This window comes from Vibrio sp. 11-4(1), from assembly GCF_013048625.1.
Classification (GTDB): domain Bacteria; phylum Pseudomonadota; class Gammaproteobacteria; order Enterobacterales; family Vibrionaceae; genus Vibrio; species Vibrio diabolicus.
The window spans coordinates 1-15,658 of sequence record NZ_VHSY01000011.1; the positions used below are offsets into that span (position 1 = coordinate 1).

The following is a 15,658-nucleotide window of genomic DNA, read 5'->3' on the forward strand; positions in this document are numbered from 1 at the left end:
GAAGCTCTGCAATGAAATTGCACACAAATTAAATACGCGCCCACGCAAAAGACTTGGGTATAGGACACCAACGGAGTATATTCATGCGCATCTGTAAAAAGTGTCGCACTTCAAACTTGATACTAAGGATTCTAATTTATCGCAAACTATACTCCCCCCCCCCCCCAGTATTAAATACTACCCCCCAGTATAAATTGAGTGCTACATTATCAGTTAGAATAACTCGACCCGTAACTTAAAGAAGATAAGACATGTCGCATACAACCAGAGATCAAAAGAAGCTCAACACTCGAGTCAGTAAAATACAGGGTCAGGTGAATGGACTTAAAAAAATGCTGGAAGAAGAGCATGAATGCCAAGATGTGTTGCAGCAGATTGCCGCTATTCGGGGGGCAGTAAATGGTTTGATGCGAGAAGTAATTAAAGGTCACTTACTTGAGCACGTCGTATTGGAGGAAGAATTAGAAAAGCGTGAAGCTGATATGGAAGTTGTACTAAAAGTGTTGGACTCCTATATCAAATAACACGATTTCATGAATTTTTTGAAGTGCCATTATCGAATTTCATTAAAATAGATAACGCACGTCCTAAGGCGATAATTTGCAAATGCCTCGCTCGATATCCAACACATAAACATTTATTTTCTAAGACTCGAGTCGCAGCGAACATATTGCCTGCATAGTAAACTCCATGCATTTAAACTGTACATGGAGGTTACTATGCCTGGTGCTTTCGCACATATCACTGCGGTAAATGAAGCTTCTGCTAATAATGCATTGATGAAGTTAAACATACCTCAAGAAGCAAAAAAGGCTTTAGCTCAAAATAAACGGTATTTAGAGCTCGGTTGTGTAAGCCCCGACTATCCTTACCTTGCTCTAATGAATTCTGCGCAAAATAAGTGGGCAGATAAAATGCATTACAACCACGTTGGTAAGCTAATTGATGCTCTTATTCAACAGGTAAAAGCCGAAGATAACGAACACTTTGAAAAAGCCTTCTCATGGTTATGTGGCTTTGTAGCACATGTAGCAACCGATATTACTCTTCATCCTGTTGTTGAATTAAAAGTGGGCCCTTACGCAGAAAACGCCCAGCACCACAGAATTTGCGAAATGCACCAAGATGCTTATATTTGGCCATCCAGGATGCAACTCGGAAGTATTGGCCTTGCAGATAGAGTCAGAGAAAACATCGGCAGTTGTGTGGACCAGATTAACAACAACCTAATAGATCCAGTTATTCGTACTATTTGGTCTAGTGCCCTTTCAGCTACTTACCCTGAATATGCTAAAGAATGCGAACCTGACGTAAACGTCTGGCACGAAGGATTTCAATCCGTTGTGGATAATGCAGAGGAGTCGCATCGCTTATTTCCTTGGGCGAGGCATGTGGCTTCTAAACTAGGGTTAACTTACCCACTTCCAAACGAAGTTGATTCTACTTATATTCAGGATTTAGAAACGCCAGATGGTATTAAGCACTACGATGAAATTTTTGATAAGGCGATTAAGACAATCCAAATATTTTGGGAAAAGCTGGCAGCTTCCATTTATGAAAACCAAGACACTGGCTTTTTTGAAAATTGGAATTTAGACACTGGTCGAAATGAAAACGGACAGCTTAGTGGTTGGGGAAATCTATGAAGCTAATCATCGTTATAACCCTTCTTCTCTCATTGACTTCTTGCGCTAACAAATCTCAATATTCTGAAGAAGTCATGTTTGATATGGCCTCGATTTTAAAAGATGTAGCCCAAGCTGTTGACGGTGAGCTCAAGTTTGGAGACACAGCAGGACTAACAAAGAAAGAAATATTCGAAAATGCGATATCAGCTAATCCAGCTCAAATCACCAAACTCTCACTGTTAGCTATCGATGGAAACATTTCTAATTATCGAATTCTTTCAGAGTTTCAAGGTAATAATGCAGTTATGTTGATATGTGACGGGGATACAGCACTAATGGAAGATGCAGGTTGCAACTCAGAATTTGATAAGATCTATTGGGACTCCCCAAAACTCTACTCATGCCAAATCAAACTTGATGCGGCAGCTCTTTGTACTGATTAACAGTAGGGAAAATAGAGGAAATTTATGAGTAATACATGGCTTTAACTTATGCCTGTCATGTATTACTCACAATATGCAGAAACAGGTAATATTTAAAAAGCTCAAGCTTACCTGTAAGAAATCACTACGTTCTGTAAAGCACCTTTACAACATGCCAGCCGAACTTGGTTTTGACTAGATGTGGCGTCAGAACCTCGCCAGAAAAGCACACTTTGTCGAACTGAGGTACCATTTGACCACGGCGGAACTCACCAAGATCACCACCGCGCTTGCCTGACGGGCAAGTGGAATACTTCTTCGCTAGTGTCTGAAACTTTGCGCCTTTTTTCAGTTGCTTGATAATGTCTTCTGCTTGCTCTTTGTGCTTCACAAGAATATGTAATGCGGCTGCTGTATTTGCCATTGATCTATCTCTCACTATTCTGGTCGCACAAGTGTACCCAATCCCTTTTAACACGCCAAACATTTCTTGTTTATACCTAGGCGGCTTCAAGGCTCAAATACATGGGACTATAAAACTTTCGGCATAACAAGATTAAAATACAACCAAGTTTTGCTCAGTTAATCACTATTCTTTAAGAGATTGTCTAAAAAGCTCACATTTGTCTCTCCGATGGTTGAAGCCTTCGTCTGATAAGATTAGATTAGACACAATTCGGTGGTATCTATAAGGTTATTTCATGGCAAAAGTCGTTAGTAAAGCGAATCAATCTCAGGGCATGTTGATGTTCAAACTCACCCTGCAACAGAGTTTCGCGATAGGCACGCTAAAAGTCCGTGAAATCGTTCCGTATATGCCAACCACGAAGATCCCTTACTCGCATCATCACGTCATTGGCACCGTTACAATACGTAACTTAACGGTGCCTGTGATCGACATGTCAGCGGCTGTCGGTTTTCGTCCTATCAGTGAAGAAGAATACAAGAATTGCTACTTGATCGTGACAGACTGTTTGCGAACCGTGGTCGCCTTTATGGTTCGTAGTATTGAGAAGATCATTGAATGCGATTGGAAAGCCATTGAAACCCCACCAGCGAGTGCTGGGAAAAATATTTTCGTAACGGGTATTACTCGCTACGAAGACAAAACGGTTCAGATGCTGGATGTAGAACTGCTGCTTTCCAAAATTTATCCGCAATACGAAAACTCAAAGATCCCGATGCTGACAGATGTTGAACGTGAGCGCCTAAAAGCATTAAGCATTCTTTTGGTGGATGACTCTTCCATCGCTCGTAAACAGCTGTGTGATGCTCTTGATAGTATCAATATCGGATACCAAATTTGTAAAAATGGTTTAGACGCATTAGAGCTGATGAAAAGCGAGGCTGAGGCTCATCGACCAATCGATATTTTGGTCAGTGATATTGAGATGCCAGGGCTTGACGGCTACGAGCTAGCATTCGAAGTACAAAATAACTCCGCTCTTAATCACTCATATCGCATTTTACATACGTCGTTATCGAGCGAAATCTGTGTAGACAGAGCTCACCAAGTTGGCGCACACGAGGCGCTTGAGAAGTTCAATGCTGGTGAGCTGATTGAAGCCATGCTGCGCGGTGCAAAAGAACTAGAAGCCAAAGCTATGGCTTCTTAACTCTTAACTAAACAGCCAAGAAGCAAATTGTCGAATATGGGTGTTTTGCGGCCATTTTTTCGCGCAGAAGCTTTGATGTTCGCAGCTGCTAGTTTCTCAGGTCACTTCTTTGGCATCGAGTAACTACGAGATACAAACTCTGTCTCTTCGACTTGATTGATGTGATTAATATAAGAAGCCAAGCTATAAAGTACATTCGCCAATAAGTTCGCGTAACGAAATAGAATAGGGGCAGGTTGTTTCTTACCTGCATGTTCGATCGCAACTAATGCTCGTACCGTTTTTTTAGCTTGGCAACGGCACAAATGCAATTGACTGGATGCTGGGTGCCCTCCAGGTAGAACGAAACCTTTGAATCCACCATCAATGCGTTGCTTAAGTAATTCATAATCTGCCTTTAGCTCTTCAACTTCCGCTTCTGTAATCGCTAGCTTTCCGCGAACCGAACCATTTAGGTGATAAACATTAGGCTGCATTCTTGTCAGTATATCGCGGCTAAACTCGTCCAGATCCATCGCAAGAACTAAACCAATACGACTACAAAGTTCATCTGCCGTGATTTCAAAGTCACAAACCGGACTGTCCTCGTAAATAAAGGGATAGCAAATCTCGCTCAATTCCTTGCTCACAGGCTTCATGCTTTTGTTCCAATATAAAAAAGGGAGCCAGTATAACCTAACTCCCCTTATGCGTTCATTATTCCGAATGCTCGATATTTACATGACCGATTTACAATCAAGCACTTTCGATTTTCTTGTGACCTTCTTGAAGGTGAACAAAATCTACTAAATCATCACCAGACACTTGATACGCCTGACCAAAGCCTTTCACAAATAGCCCCAATTCTGGCTTTAAGTTAAACAACACGAAATCCTCTAGTTGGCTGAGACCATCAATAATCTCACCAAAACGTTCTTTCATTTGTCCAACAACTTGGTGCCACATCTCCGTGTCTCGCTCAACCACATTTGCCACCGCATCAAAAGTTAAGCGCTTACGAGCAAACAACTGCTTTGAAGATTCTTCATCTTCGATCATCATCAAAGAAACGTTAGGATTTTCTAAAAGGTTACGAGCATGACGAGCGATTTTAGAAATGAGTACGAAGTAGCCTTCCTGATTTTGGACATAAGGCGCGTAACTTACATTAGGGCGACCTTCTGCATCGACAGTTGCAAGCTGAAGCGTACGACGCTCCTGACGAAACTCTTTGATCTCTGGCCCTAAACGACCTTGCAAACGCTCTTGTTTAACTTGTTGATCCATATTGATACCTGACTTTACTAATTAGTATTCGAGTTGAGCCTCGATTATGTTTGTGATTACTTTTTCAATTCGGCTTGCAGGGCGCGGAATGCCGTGACTTGATCTTCAAGTAGCTCGCGCTTTTCGTTACGGCCTAAATAAACTTTGAAAATATTGCTTCCGCACTCAGAGAAAAAGCCAAAATAGTGACTCTCTCTGCCCATAAACGGTTTGCTGACCAATGCAACATTTTTAACATTATCTAGCTTCAAGTGACCGTGTAGCTCACCTTCTCTGCCCATTAAATTGTAATAGCCACGCGCTACTTTTCCCTTTGGGAATGGCGCTTTGACTTCAAAAATAGAGCCAAAAGAGTGAACAATAGTCGTCACTGGGCCGAAGCCAACCAAACCTTCTAGAATGCTTTGTGCTTGCGCTCCTGGAGCGATGGCCACCATTTCCTGCGGCAAAGCCGCAACAACCTCAAATTCAGAAATACCGAGACGTTCTGCCATCGCTGCTGGCAATAATTGCGGTTCTTGCTCTAGTAATGCTTCAACTTGTTGTTTGATTGATTCCATATGTTTTCCGTCTTTTTTCAATTTTTTCATTAATTATTGGATACCTTCGGTACGGTTTCGTTCATCTCTGACGTAAGTACCTGAATACAACCTTGAGCCAATGAAACAGCCCAGAAACTACCAGCAAGAGTAAGAAGTAGGCTGCGTTCATGCAGTTCCACTAAACCTTTTTGCTGCCACACTTTAAATAGGGGCATTAAAAATCCGAACGTGTCCTCCCCCATAAACGATGGCAGTTGGTTTGCCTGAACGATACCGCGATCAAACCCGGATTTGAGTGCAGCAAATAGTGGCTCTAGAGGGCTTTGCTTCATCATCATAGCGATGGTACTTTGCCCTTCTTTGATGGCTTTAATATAGGTCGCCAATGTGCGATGTTGCATCATTCCGTAACCACCGATATTACCTCCAGCGCCACAGCCAATTGGCAGTACCTCTGCATATGTCTTGGCTAAACTGTTGTATAAACTACGTTCACGGTTATCGATTGCCCAATGGTTCACACTCAGTTGCTTCATATGGTGTTTGGCCATAAAGTTCACACCGAGCTCATACATGCCTGCTTTTTCTGGCGTGGTAGCTGGTGGGGGGATTTTTCCTTTTTCTACAAGGTTAAGCATGGGTGCTGAACCACCGACTACCAACTGATATAAGTCCAACCCGTGTGCGCCAGTCGAGAGAAAATCATTTAAATCTTGCTCTAACACTTCTTTGGTTTGATAAGGCAAGCCGTAGAGTAAATCGATAATGACAGGAATTTTGTCATCGTTGGCAATCTCGCTAACTCGCTTTAGCACATCTTCTCTATCATCTAACCGTTTCGCGCTGCGACGCACTTGTGTATTAAAACTTTGTACACCAAAAGAGAAACGATTAAATCCACCGTCGAGAGCGCCTTGGTATAGCTCATCAGAAAAACGGTTGATGCGACCTTCTAAGGTGATTTCACAATCCGCAGCCAAAGGAAAGTGCTCATGAATCGCCTGACCTAACACGCGAACCTGTGCTGGAGACAGATCCGTTGGCGTTCCACCACCGATATACACAGCATGGAAAATACCGTTTTGTGTCCAAGGCAATGCAGCTTTCTCCTTGAGCTCCTGCATCAGTGCGTCAAAGTACTCATCAACCAGTGCGCGGCTCGCAGCATTTTGAAAGAAGTTACAAAAGGTGCAACGTACGCGACAAAATGGAACGTGAATATAAAGACAACGTTTATTGGTCGATTTAACCGAGTTAGCGGTAACGCTTGAAAAAATCGCCTGCTGCTGAGGTGGAGGTACAGGCACGCTCGCTCCGCCAGCGTGTGCCGAATGTTTCTTAACAAAGGCAAATCGCAATGGGTCAGGGCTATCGCTTCCCAACACTGATTCGTCAAATTTATCGATATCGACGCTCATATATACTCGCTTAGCTCCCACCATATAAGGGGTAGAGGCTGGTCTTTAAAAATCTGCAAGAATCATAATTTGAGCGTAATGATAATGCAATTGATAATTGATCTTATTTCGGTTGTGAGTAATAATCTGCTCAAGTTTTCATAGTTTCCCGAGATATTCCGTGAACGTACAAAGATATGTCATTGCAGGAGGTGCTTCCCTTGCCATCCATGCCGCACTTCTTTTTGTTTCTCAAGAAACGAAAGTGTTCGCGATGCCTGCTGGAAATCCAGCAAGTTCGGTAAGTTTAAACCTTGTATCGGCACCACCACCTACCGTCGAAACATCCACACCAGAAAATGTGGCGCCACCAAAAGAGCCGCAGCCTGAACCAGAAAAGAAGATCGTAAAGAAACAGGTCGTCAAGAAAGATGCTGTTAAGAAAAAGGTAGTGGAGAAAAAAACAGAGCCGGTTAAACAATCTAAGCCTAAGACGGTGGAACCAGCCAAAGCCGTAACAAAACAAGAGAATCAGCCCGAAGCCAAACCGAAGAAAAAAACGGAACCGGCGAAGAAAGAGATGGTCGCTCAGCAAACCGCGCCAGCGAGCCAATCCAAAGGGGCAACGTCTCAACCTATTTTGGTCGACAAACCAACGTTTGTGAATCAACCAACTCAGCCTCGCTACCCAAGATCTGCACAAAGACGCGGTATCGAAGGCGTAGCCTTATATGAAATATGGCTCGATGAAAATGGCAATCAAATTAAACAGGTTTTGATTGAGTCTTCCGGCACAGAATCGCTGGACGCCTCAGCGCTTCGTGCCATCAAACAGTGGCAATTTACACCACATATTTCGGGCGGGCTAAAAGTGGCTCACCGAGTACAAGTACCTGTTCGTTTTAAGTTGGATGGATAATGGAACAACTACAAGAATTACAAACTCAACTTGGCCTAATGACATGGCCTTTGATCATTTGCTCAGCCCTCACCGTCATGATCATTACCGAGCGGTTATTCCACGTTTTGATTAGCCTTGGCGTCGGGAAACGAGCCATTCGCCAAAAACTCATTGGGTTAGACCCAACGAATGGAAACGATCTTGAGACGCTTGCAGAAGAATTGTCGCATAAGCGACCGCTCCTTTATCGTGGCGTTGCCATGTTGCTTGCCCATCACTCTTTCTCAAAGTCTCTAAGAGAAGATGCCGCAGGCATTTGGCTGCAAGAAAAACGTCATCAGCTGCATTCTGGCCTTCGCTTACTGACGTTGATTGGCGTCATCAGCCCTTTGATTGGTTTACTTGGTACGGTACTTGGCTTAATTGATATGTTCAAAGGCATCGCTGTCTCAACGGGGAATATCACCCCGAATGATTTGGCAGACGGTCTAGGCTTGGCCATGCGCACTACTGCAGCAGGCCTTATTATCGCCCTTCCTGCGATTTCAGGAGCACAAATCATTGGTTTGTGGGCGGATCGTGTGATCGCCAAACTCGAACACACATTAAACTATGTCAACTTATGGCTTGAAGGTATCTCTCTGCAACACGTGTCGCCAGACAATTCAACATTAGCAGTGCGCTCTTCTGCAAAGGTCGAGGCAGAAGCACAATGATTAAAACGCCACAAGACAACACTCGTAACGACTTAACTCCTGATTTAACACCGCTGTTGGACATCATTTTTATCGTAATGGTTTTCCTGATGTTAACTGCAGCGGTCAAGCTCGATTCATTAGATGTCAATTTACCGAGTACAGAATCTCAGGCCGTTGCAAATGTCGATAAGCAATCCATCACGGTAAATATTCTCAAAGACGAGCCTTACTGGGCCATTAACGGCAAGACATACATCGATTGGGACAACTTTACCCTCGCGCTGCTAGAAGAGAGTAAATCAAGCGATAAACCGATTGTTATTGGAGCAGAAAAAACCGCGAACATTCAGTCGCTAGTTCAACTTCTCGGCTTTTTGCAAGAAAACGGAATTCAGGCAACTCAGTTACTCACTGAAGAGCCATCATAAAAATAAGTAAGATAGAGATCCTTTCAAAATGAAGAACACACGTGCCACCATTCATGCTGTTGTTACGGCAGCCATTTCCCTACTTGCGAGTAGCCAACTTTTTGCCAATGAAACACCATCATCAGAGCGTGTTGTTAGTGCAGGCAGTGCCGTCACTGAACTGTTGCTTGAACTCGACGCCAAAGATAGCTTGGTTGCTATCGACGTAACCAGTCAGTTACCAAAAGGCATGGAACTGCCTAAAGTAGGCTACCATCGCCGCCTTTCAGCAGAAGGGTTGCTCGCCTTACGTCCGACAAAAGTCATTGGCTCTGATGAGATGGGACCGAAAACAGCATTGAACCAATTAAAAGCGGCGGGGGTAGATGTAGAAATCGTCAATACCGATGCCAACGTTGAGGGCCTTTACCAACGTATCGATCAAATTGCGAACCTTATGAATCGCCAGGCTAAAGCGGAAGATTTAAAGCAAGATGTGAAAGCGCAAGTTCAAGCACTCAATGCAAATCAACCAGCTCAAGCTCAGAAAAAGAAAGTACTGTTTCTACTCATCCATGAAGGTCGACCTGCGAACGTTGCAGGATCAGAAACCACACCCGATGCAATTATTCAGCTAGCAGGCGGACTAAACCCAGCTGCTGACCAGCTGTCTTCTTACAAGCCTTTATCCACAGAAGCCATGGTAGAGATGCAGCCTGACGTTATTCTCGTTAGCGGTCGCAGCTATGAAACGCTGGGCGGTGCCGATGCGATTTTAAAAGCAATGCCACTTCTCGCCGCAACACCTGCGGGAATGAATAAAAATATCATCACGATTGACGGTCACGCCCTTGTTGGTGGTTTGGGTCTTAAAAGCCTTGTAGAAGCCGAACGTTTGAATGCGCTGCTTTACCCATAGAGACATGACATGTTGTTAAGACGTATCTCCCTTTCAACGACGTTATCCGTACTTAGCGGCTTTTTAGCATTTGTTGCTATCGCCTCTATTACAGTAGGTCCAATGAGCATTAGTTTCACTGACAGTTTGCGTAGCCTAACAGGAAGCAGTTCTGATCTCGCTCCTCACATTCAGTTGGTGATTAACGAGATCCGATTACCTCGCACCATTTTGTGTATGTTCATCGGCGCCATTTTGGCAATTTGTGGTGTGGTTATGCAGGGCTTATTCCGTAACCCGCTGGCCGAGCCCGGCATCATTGGTGTGTCTGCTGGTGCTGCACTTGGCGGTGCGTTCGCTATTGTTGTATTTGCAGAGTTTAGCCAAAACTATCCGCAACTAATGAACTTAGCTGCGCTGCCTCTTTTTGCTTTCCTAGGTGGTGCGTTGACGACCATTCTCGTTTATAAGCTCGGCACAAGTAAATTTGGTACCTCAGTTACGATTATGTTGTTAGCTGGTGTTGCCATCAGCGCGCTTTCAGGAGCGGCGATCGGTTACATGAACTTTATTGCTGATGATCAGATGCTACGAGATCTAACACTTTGGTCGATGGGCTCATTAGCTGGCGCAAATTGGTCGGGGATAGGCCTATCCACTGTCACGCTGGTCGTCCTATTATTCTGGTTCCAGAAAAAATCGATGGCGCTGAATGCTCTTCTGCTAGGGGAATCAGAAGCAAGACACTTGGGAGTTCCGGTCCAAAAACTCAAACGACAGCTTATTTTGCTCTCTGCATTGGGGGTTGGTATTACGGTGAGTATTAGTGGTGCAATTGGTTTTATCGGGCTCGTGATTCCTCACTTAGGACGCATGCTAGCAGGCCCCGACCATCGAACGCTACTGCCAATCTCTGCACTCATGGGAGCGCTGCTTCTTACCGCTGCTGATATGTTTGCTCGTATTGCCGTGGCACCAGCAGAATTACCCGTCGGTATCGTGACCGCCTTGATCGGTGCACCCTTCTTCATCTACTTATTGTTCCAGCAGAAAGGGAAGATTTTGTAATGAACCAGATCGTTTTATCGGGTAAAAACATTTCGATGAAATATGGCAAGCGCATTGTTCTCGATGACATCAATATTGATATCCGAGCTGGTGAAGTGACCGCCCTACTCGGCCCCAATGGTGCGGGAAAAAGTACTTTGCTCAAGCTTCTGTGTGGTGAAATCTCTTCAAATCATGACATCGCCTACTTCGGTAAACAAAAGCATGATTGGGAGCCTGAAAAAAGCGCAAAACACATTGCGATGCTCCCACAGCACAGTACGTTGACCTTCCCATTTTTAGCCAGAGAAGTGGTCGAATTAGGCGCGATTCCGCTATCGCTGTCCAATAAAGAAACCACTAAGTTAGCTTTACATTACATGAAACAAACCGATGTAATGCATTTGGCAGAAAGCCTCTATCCATCTTTATCTGGTGGCGAAAAGCAACGATTACATCTAGCACGCGTGATGACACAGCTACACCAATCTGGCGAGGAACGAATCTTGATGCTTGATGAGCCAACCTCTGCGTTAGATCTCGCCCACCAACACAACACGTTAAAGATTGCTCGTGAGGCCGCGAAAATACAGAACGCCGCAGTCGTTGTCGTGTTGCATGACTTGAATTTAGCCTCCCAGTACGCAGACCGACTTGTACTTTTGCATAAGGGAAAACTGGTTTGTGATGACACACCATGGAATGCACTGACGCCAGAGCGCATTGAGCACGTTTATGGCTACCGTTCCATCGTGACAAAACATCCAACTTTAGACTTTCCTCAAGTTCACGCCGCCGCTTAGCGTGTATCTCTTCTGAGCCGTCTCTTCTGCTTTCCAAACGACAAAGGCCCGCAATAATCATATTGCGGGCCTTTGCTTTGATATTTAATCGAAGCTTGGGCTCAAAAGAGCGGCGAGAAAATTACTGTGTTCTGCCTTGGCTTTACAACCAAAGCAGCAAACAAGTGTTCATCTATCGCTCTCAATTGCGATTACTTACTCATTTGGATCAATGAACGACCAATCAACCACTCGAGCTCTTTGTCACCACCTGCGCCAAACTGGCTTTCAACCATTTTGTATAAACGGTCAATTCCGTTAGCAGCAAATTCTTGCGCATTTTCGGCCGTGACAATGTGATGGAATAGCAGTCGTAAAATCGCGAGGAACTCAGCATCTTCCAGTGCTTTAATCCAACTTTGTGAAAATGCACTTAGCCCTTTATCAAACTCTAGGTGTTCAATAAACATTTTAAAGATACGGCCATCCAGTGCGGCGGTGAAGTCCGTTTTCTTAGGGAAGTGATGGCTAATACCGGTACGAGATATACCTGTCTGCTGACTTAGAGTCGTGTACGACATTTTGTCGTAACCTAGTCTTAGTAGCTGATCAACAACGGCATCCATGATCTTTTGGATAGTGATTTCGGTATCTTCTTTACTACGCTTTGGCATATTTTAAGCTCTTCTCTTTGTAAATCCATCTAACTCACTATTAAATGAGGCCAGAATGAAATCATTCTTAGCATTATACCCAAGTAGCCCAAGGCACTTCGTTAAGCGAAACCTAAAAATTGAACCGCTAACACCTGCGCATTAAGGCCATTTGGATATATGTACTGCGACTACTTAATATAAAGTTAAGTTCCAAATCATAACGTCTTTACACTGCGTAATGTGCAATTTGCAGTTATGTTTTTGTCAATACATGCTACTCAAAATAAGGCGAAAAGTTAGTCTCATCAAAACCTTGCGCCAATTATTCATCGAAACTACTCAAAGACCAAGAATGATAATTATTAAAAATAATCAATCAAGAAATAGTCTTATAAATTGTCCATTAGTTCAACTGGGCTGAGCGAAATCTCGTCACTATGTTCGTTAATTGATTTTAAATGTTGATATATATCACATTAACGTTCTTGATGATTTAGTAATCCAATCTTTAACCCTTACTTAACAAGCGCCTATTCTGTTCTTTTTTTATTCAAAACTCGTCATTTTTGTAGATACAGATCAAATACCTGATAGAATACCCTTAGTATTTACAAGAGGATTCGTTATGAGTGTCGAATTAGAAAAAAACCAAGTATGTGAAACTTGCGGCTGCGCAGGCGAGATTGGCTTCATCATCAAAGAAGGTGACGAAGTTGCCGACGTAACGGTTTTCGCACAGACAAAAACAGAGCTAGAGTCTGAACTACAAAAATACATTGAGCTCGCTAAATCAGTATGTGCTGATGTTGAATACAATGTTTCTGAAATAACAGAAGAGTCAAACCAAGCGACGGCTCGATTCAAATTTGAAGTAAGTGCTGAAAAGCTTATCTTTGAATTAAAAACTCGCTCACTCGCGCGTTAATGGAAAAAGCGAGCTCTGTGCTCGCTTTTTTATTTTTCCGTTATCCTAATATTAAACAGACCGTTTTTTGGCGTTTATTTATCTTTTTTGAATACCACCCACTTTAACGAACCATTCGTTTCAAAATCGTTCTCAGCTGTACACATCAGTAATACACCCTCAACATTAATCACGGCTCCGGTGGTGTAGGCTTTATCATCGTAGTAACAGATACGCTGACCTACCTTGCCGTCAGCGACCACCAGCGCTTTGCTTTCTGGCGTACTGTATGATTTAGCAAAAGCGGCCCCAGATAGTAGTACTGCTACAACACCAGCGACAAAAATAGACACTCTTTTTAACTTCATGAAAATCTCCCTCAGACGCTCATGATACTAACAAGGACGCTTGTTCAGTTCTTGGCAGAACCTCATATTCTTCATATCTCTACTGATATTTTTCTCACATTTACTTTTAAATAAACTATATAATCAATCACTTAATCATTCCCTAACTTGCACACTGAAGCAACTCGGCATCGTGAGAGCGTGTATGCTTTCAGATAAAGCCCTAATTTGAAGTTCTTGGGCTAAAAATCAAAAACTGTTAACAAAGTATGCATAATGAGTCTATTTAAGTATAAGATGAGCACTTAAGATCTCTATGTTTAACTAAGTCTCTGGCTATGCGTATTGTTTCCCTTTTCCTTACCTTGATGCTGCTCTGCTTCTCATCTTTCGCATATGAGCTAGATTACTACTCTAAGTTTGGTCACACCGATAATTACGGTAATCTTGATCTACGAAACAAACCTTACACCCAATTACCTTCTGGGTTAGTGGTCAAAGGCAACTTAAATATCTCGCAAACCCCGATCAAAAAGCTGCCTAAGGGGCTTGATGTTGGAGGCAGTTTGGAAGCAACCAACAGCGCACTCAAAACCATTCGCTCAGGTACAAAGATAAAAGGTTATGCGAATCTATTGGGTAGTAAGATCGAAAACTGGCCTAGGGGCATCAAACTCGGCGGTTATCTGAACTTGACGGATACACCATTAAAAACGCTCCCAGCTAAACTTCGAGTCAAAGGCGATTTAAGTGTTATTCGCACTCCTATCTCTGCTCTTCCTGAAGGATTGGTGGTTGATGGTAACCTTTATATAGGAGGATCCGCGCTACAAGTATTTCCAGACACGATGACGGTGAAAGGGAATATCTTTTTAGGTGGCAACAAGATTACCAAGTGGCCTAGCAATTTAACCCTTGGCGGGGCTGTTGCTCCTTAAAAAGTAGACGAAAAAAAGCCCCGGAAAACCGAGGCTTTAAGGCGTTCATAATCCATCAAGTTCAGTGATGAATATTACTCTTGATTGTTCACTGGGTTGGCATAGCTCGCCACCAAATAAGGTCTTGCACCTTCAGGTAACTGCTCCAATTTATCCGCGAGGTGACGCTTCACCGCCTCTGTGATGATGCTTGAATCTTCGCGTCCAGCAGCTAACAAGTTGATTGGATACAACTTGTAGTTATTGTGAATTTGGCGGTCGATTTCACCGGCAAGAGATTCTGGCGTTTCAAACTCTTGATCAATCACATCACCAAACGCGACATGCACACGGCCTTTATAACCAATGATGCCCTGAATGATGCTTTCGATATCTTCAAATTCACCTTTTTCATAACGGCCATTTTCTGCTTTTTCGTACAGCTCTTTTGCTTTGGCAATGTCACATGGATCATTTTCATAGGCAATCGAGACAGGAACGATTTTCAAAGAACGCGTGTATTCACCAAAGCTGATCTTCTGCTTGCGGCCTTCAACATGGAACATTTTTAAAATCGCAGGATCAGTAAAGTCGTTTCCATCTTTAGCTCGACCTTCCTTTTGGGCAATCCAAATTGAATTACCGGTATCAAGCGAGTGTTTAATGTAGCTCGACAGTTGTCCTAATGCTTTCATCATTTCTCTAGGCGCCTTAGCAGAGCGCTTAACGATGAAGCTTTTATTGAGTCGCATCAATTCTGTCGCACATGGCTTCTTCAGCAGGTTGTCACCAATCGCAATACGAACTGTACGGTGCCCACTTTGGTACAAGCCATAGTTTACTAGCGCAGGGTCCATCGCAATATCACGGTGGTTAGAAACGAATAAGTACGACGTGTTTTTATCCAGCTTATCCAAACCAGAAAAAGTGACGCCATCCGTTGTCTTATTCAATGTATCTTTCAGATACTTCTTCACTTCAATCTGAATCGCTTCTACAGAATCAAGCTTGCTCCATTTAGCTTTCAGGTAGATGCGCAGGATCGGGCTCATTAGCGTTTTAAACCACGCTGCTTTATTAGCAAAGCGATGATCGAGAATAGCAGTGATAAATTCATCATCTTGGATTAGACGATCCAGCGCTGCTGGAATTTCTTCGTCATTGTAAGGACGAATTTCAATATAAGGATCGGTATTGGCAGTCATTGTTCATTACATATCAAAAAAAGCT

General features: G+C 43.3%; 20 protein-coding genes. 12 read left to right on the top strand and 8 right to left on the bottom strand.

Translation table 11 applies throughout. The features are described 5' to 3' along the window. The first annotated feature begins 251 nt into the window (after positions 1–251). From rcnR to FKN16_RS19695, 3 genes are all read left to right on the top strand, one after another. Positions 252–524 (top strand): Ni(II)/Co(II)-binding transcriptional repressor RcnR, encoded by a 273-nt coding sequence (gene rcnR, locus FKN16_RS19685; protein WP_031780262.1) that lies wholly within the window; start codon positions 252–254, stop codon positions 522–524. Between the two features lie 195 nt (positions 525–719). Further along, positions 720–1,646, top strand: coding sequence for a zinc dependent phospholipase C family protein (locus FKN16_RS19690; protein WP_170903399.1), 927 nt, complete (start codon positions 720–722; stop codon positions 1,644–1,646). Beyond that, positions 1,643–2,071 carry a hypothetical protein gene (locus tag FKN16_RS19695; RefSeq protein ID WP_005392520.1) on the top strand — a complete coding sequence of 143 codons (429 nt, stop codon included), beginning with the start codon at positions 1,643–1,645 and terminating at the stop codon, positions 2,069–2,071. The genes FKN16_RS19690 and FKN16_RS19695 overlap by 4 nt, the downstream gene beginning before the upstream one ends. 124 nt (positions 2,072–2,195) lie before the next feature. On the opposite strand, the gene ppiC is transcribed toward FKN16_RS19695, so the two are convergent. After that, the gene (ppiC, locus tag FKN16_RS19700; protein WP_074189873.1) at positions 2,196–2,537 is read right to left on the bottom strand and encodes a peptidylprolyl isomerase PpiC; all 342 of its coding nucleotides are present in this window, start codon (positions 2,535–2,537) and stop codon (positions 2,196–2,198) included. A gap of 214 nt (positions 2,538–2,751) precedes the next feature. Here ppiC and FKN16_RS19705 point away from each other — a divergent pair, with 214 nt between their 5' ends. Then, positions 2,752–3,666 carry a chemotaxis protein gene (locus FKN16_RS19705; RefSeq protein ID WP_161443882.1) on the top strand — a complete coding sequence of 305 codons (915 nt, stop codon included), beginning with the start codon at positions 2,752–2,754 and terminating at the stop codon, positions 3,664–3,666. A gap of 101 nt (positions 3,667–3,767) precedes the next feature. Here FKN16_RS19705 and FKN16_RS19710 read toward each other — a convergent pair whose 3' ends face one another. The 4 genes from FKN16_RS19710 to hutW all read right to left on the bottom strand — a co-directional run bounded on the left by FKN16_RS19710 (position 3,768) and on the right by hutW (position 6,892). Further along, a complete protein-coding gene (locus FKN16_RS19710; RefSeq protein WP_048625311.1) occupies positions 3,768–4,304 on the bottom strand; it encodes an ATP--cob(I)alamin adenosyltransferase in 537 nt (178 codons plus the stop codon). A gap of 97 nt (positions 4,305–4,401) precedes the next feature. Next, positions 4,402–4,932: a heme utilization protein HutZ gene (gene hutZ / locus FKN16_RS19715; protein WP_170903400.1), complete on the bottom strand. Its 531-nt coding sequence runs from the start codon at positions 4,930–4,932 to the stop codon at positions 4,402–4,404. A 56-nt stretch (positions 4,933–4,988) separates the two neighbouring features. Continuing rightward, positions 4,989–5,492 (bottom strand): heme utilization cystosolic carrier protein HutX, encoded by a 504-nt coding sequence (gene hutX / locus FKN16_RS19720; RefSeq protein WP_047008487.1) that lies wholly within the window; start codon positions 5,490–5,492, stop codon positions 4,989–4,991. 29 nt (positions 5,493–5,521) lie between these two features. Then, entirely contained in the window at positions 5,522–6,892 is a 1,371-nt protein-coding gene (gene hutW, locus FKN16_RS19725; RefSeq protein WP_170903401.1) for a heme anaerobic degradation radical SAM methyltransferase ChuW/HutW, read from the bottom strand. A gap of 160 nt (positions 6,893–7,052) precedes the next feature. On the opposite strand from hutW, the gene FKN16_RS19730 reads away from it, so the two are divergent. Genes FKN16_RS19730 through FKN16_RS19755 form a run of 6 tightly spaced genes read left to right on the top strand, consistent with a single transcriptional unit; the run spans position 7,053 to position 11,625 of the window. Next, positions 7,053–7,790: an energy transducer TonB gene (locus FKN16_RS19730; RefSeq protein ID WP_170903402.1), complete on the top strand. Its 738-nt coding sequence runs from the start codon at positions 7,053–7,055 to the stop codon at positions 7,788–7,790. Beyond that, a complete protein-coding gene (locus FKN16_RS19735) occupies positions 7,790–8,488 on the top strand; it encodes a MotA/TolQ/ExbB proton channel family protein (protein WP_170903403.1) in 699 nt (232 codons plus the stop codon). Before FKN16_RS19730 ends, FKN16_RS19735 begins: the two co-directional genes overlap by 1 nt. After that, a complete protein-coding gene (locus tag FKN16_RS19740) occupies positions 8,485–8,898 on the top strand; it encodes a biopolymer transporter ExbD (protein ID WP_048625312.1) in 414 nt (137 codons plus the stop codon). The genes FKN16_RS19735 and FKN16_RS19740 overlap by 4 nt, the downstream gene beginning before the upstream one ends. A gap of 28 nt (positions 8,899–8,926) precedes the next feature. After that, entirely contained in the window at positions 8,927–9,796 is an 870-nt protein-coding gene (locus tag FKN16_RS19745; protein ID WP_012842436.1) for an ABC transporter substrate-binding protein, read from the top strand. Between the two features lie 9 nt (positions 9,797–9,805). Further along, positions 9,806–10,843: an iron ABC transporter permease gene (locus FKN16_RS19750; RefSeq protein ID WP_170903404.1), complete on the top strand. Its 1,038-nt coding sequence runs from the start codon at positions 9,806–9,808 to the stop codon at positions 10,841–10,843. Continuing rightward, positions 10,843–11,625 carry a heme ABC transporter ATP-binding protein gene (locus FKN16_RS19755; RefSeq protein ID WP_065645727.1) on the top strand — a complete coding sequence of 261 codons (783 nt, stop codon included), beginning with the start codon at positions 10,843–10,845 and terminating at the stop codon, positions 11,623–11,625. The genes FKN16_RS19750 and FKN16_RS19755 overlap by 1 nt, the downstream gene beginning before the upstream one ends. Before the next feature lie 191 nt (positions 11,626–11,816). Here the strand turns inward: FKN16_RS19755 and FKN16_RS19760 are convergent, their stop codons facing one another. Next, positions 11,817–12,278, bottom strand: a complete 462-nt coding sequence (locus FKN16_RS19760; protein WP_005392508.1) for a TetR/AcrR family transcriptional regulator — start codon at positions 12,276–12,278, stop codon at positions 11,817–11,819. Positions 12,279–12,885: 607 nt separating this feature from the next. Between FKN16_RS19760 and FKN16_RS19765 the strand changes: the two genes are divergently transcribed. Beyond that, positions 12,886–13,185, top strand: a complete 300-nt coding sequence (locus FKN16_RS19765; RefSeq protein ID WP_170903405.1) for a YfcZ/YiiS family protein — start codon at positions 12,886–12,888, stop codon at positions 13,183–13,185. Positions 13,186–13,259: 74 nt separating this feature from the next. Here FKN16_RS19765 and FKN16_RS19770 read toward each other — a convergent pair whose 3' ends face one another. Continuing rightward, entirely contained in the window at positions 13,260–13,532 is a 273-nt protein-coding gene (locus FKN16_RS19770) for a YnjH family protein (protein WP_046873765.1), read from the bottom strand. A 317-nt stretch (positions 13,533–13,849) separates the two neighbouring features. On the opposite strand from FKN16_RS19770, the gene FKN16_RS19775 reads away from it, so the two are divergent. Beyond that, on the top strand, positions 13,850–14,449 hold the full coding sequence (locus tag FKN16_RS19775) for a hypothetical protein (protein WP_104972836.1): 600 nt from the start codon (positions 13,850–13,852) through the stop codon (positions 14,447–14,449). Between the two features lie 74 nt (positions 14,450–14,523). Here FKN16_RS19775 and FKN16_RS19780 read toward each other — a convergent pair whose 3' ends face one another. Beyond that, a complete protein-coding gene (locus FKN16_RS19780; protein ID WP_006742201.1) occupies positions 14,524–15,633 on the bottom strand; it encodes a 1-acyl-sn-glycerol-3-phosphate acyltransferase in 1,110 nt (369 codons plus the stop codon). Positions 15,634–15,658 lie beyond the last annotated feature (25 nt).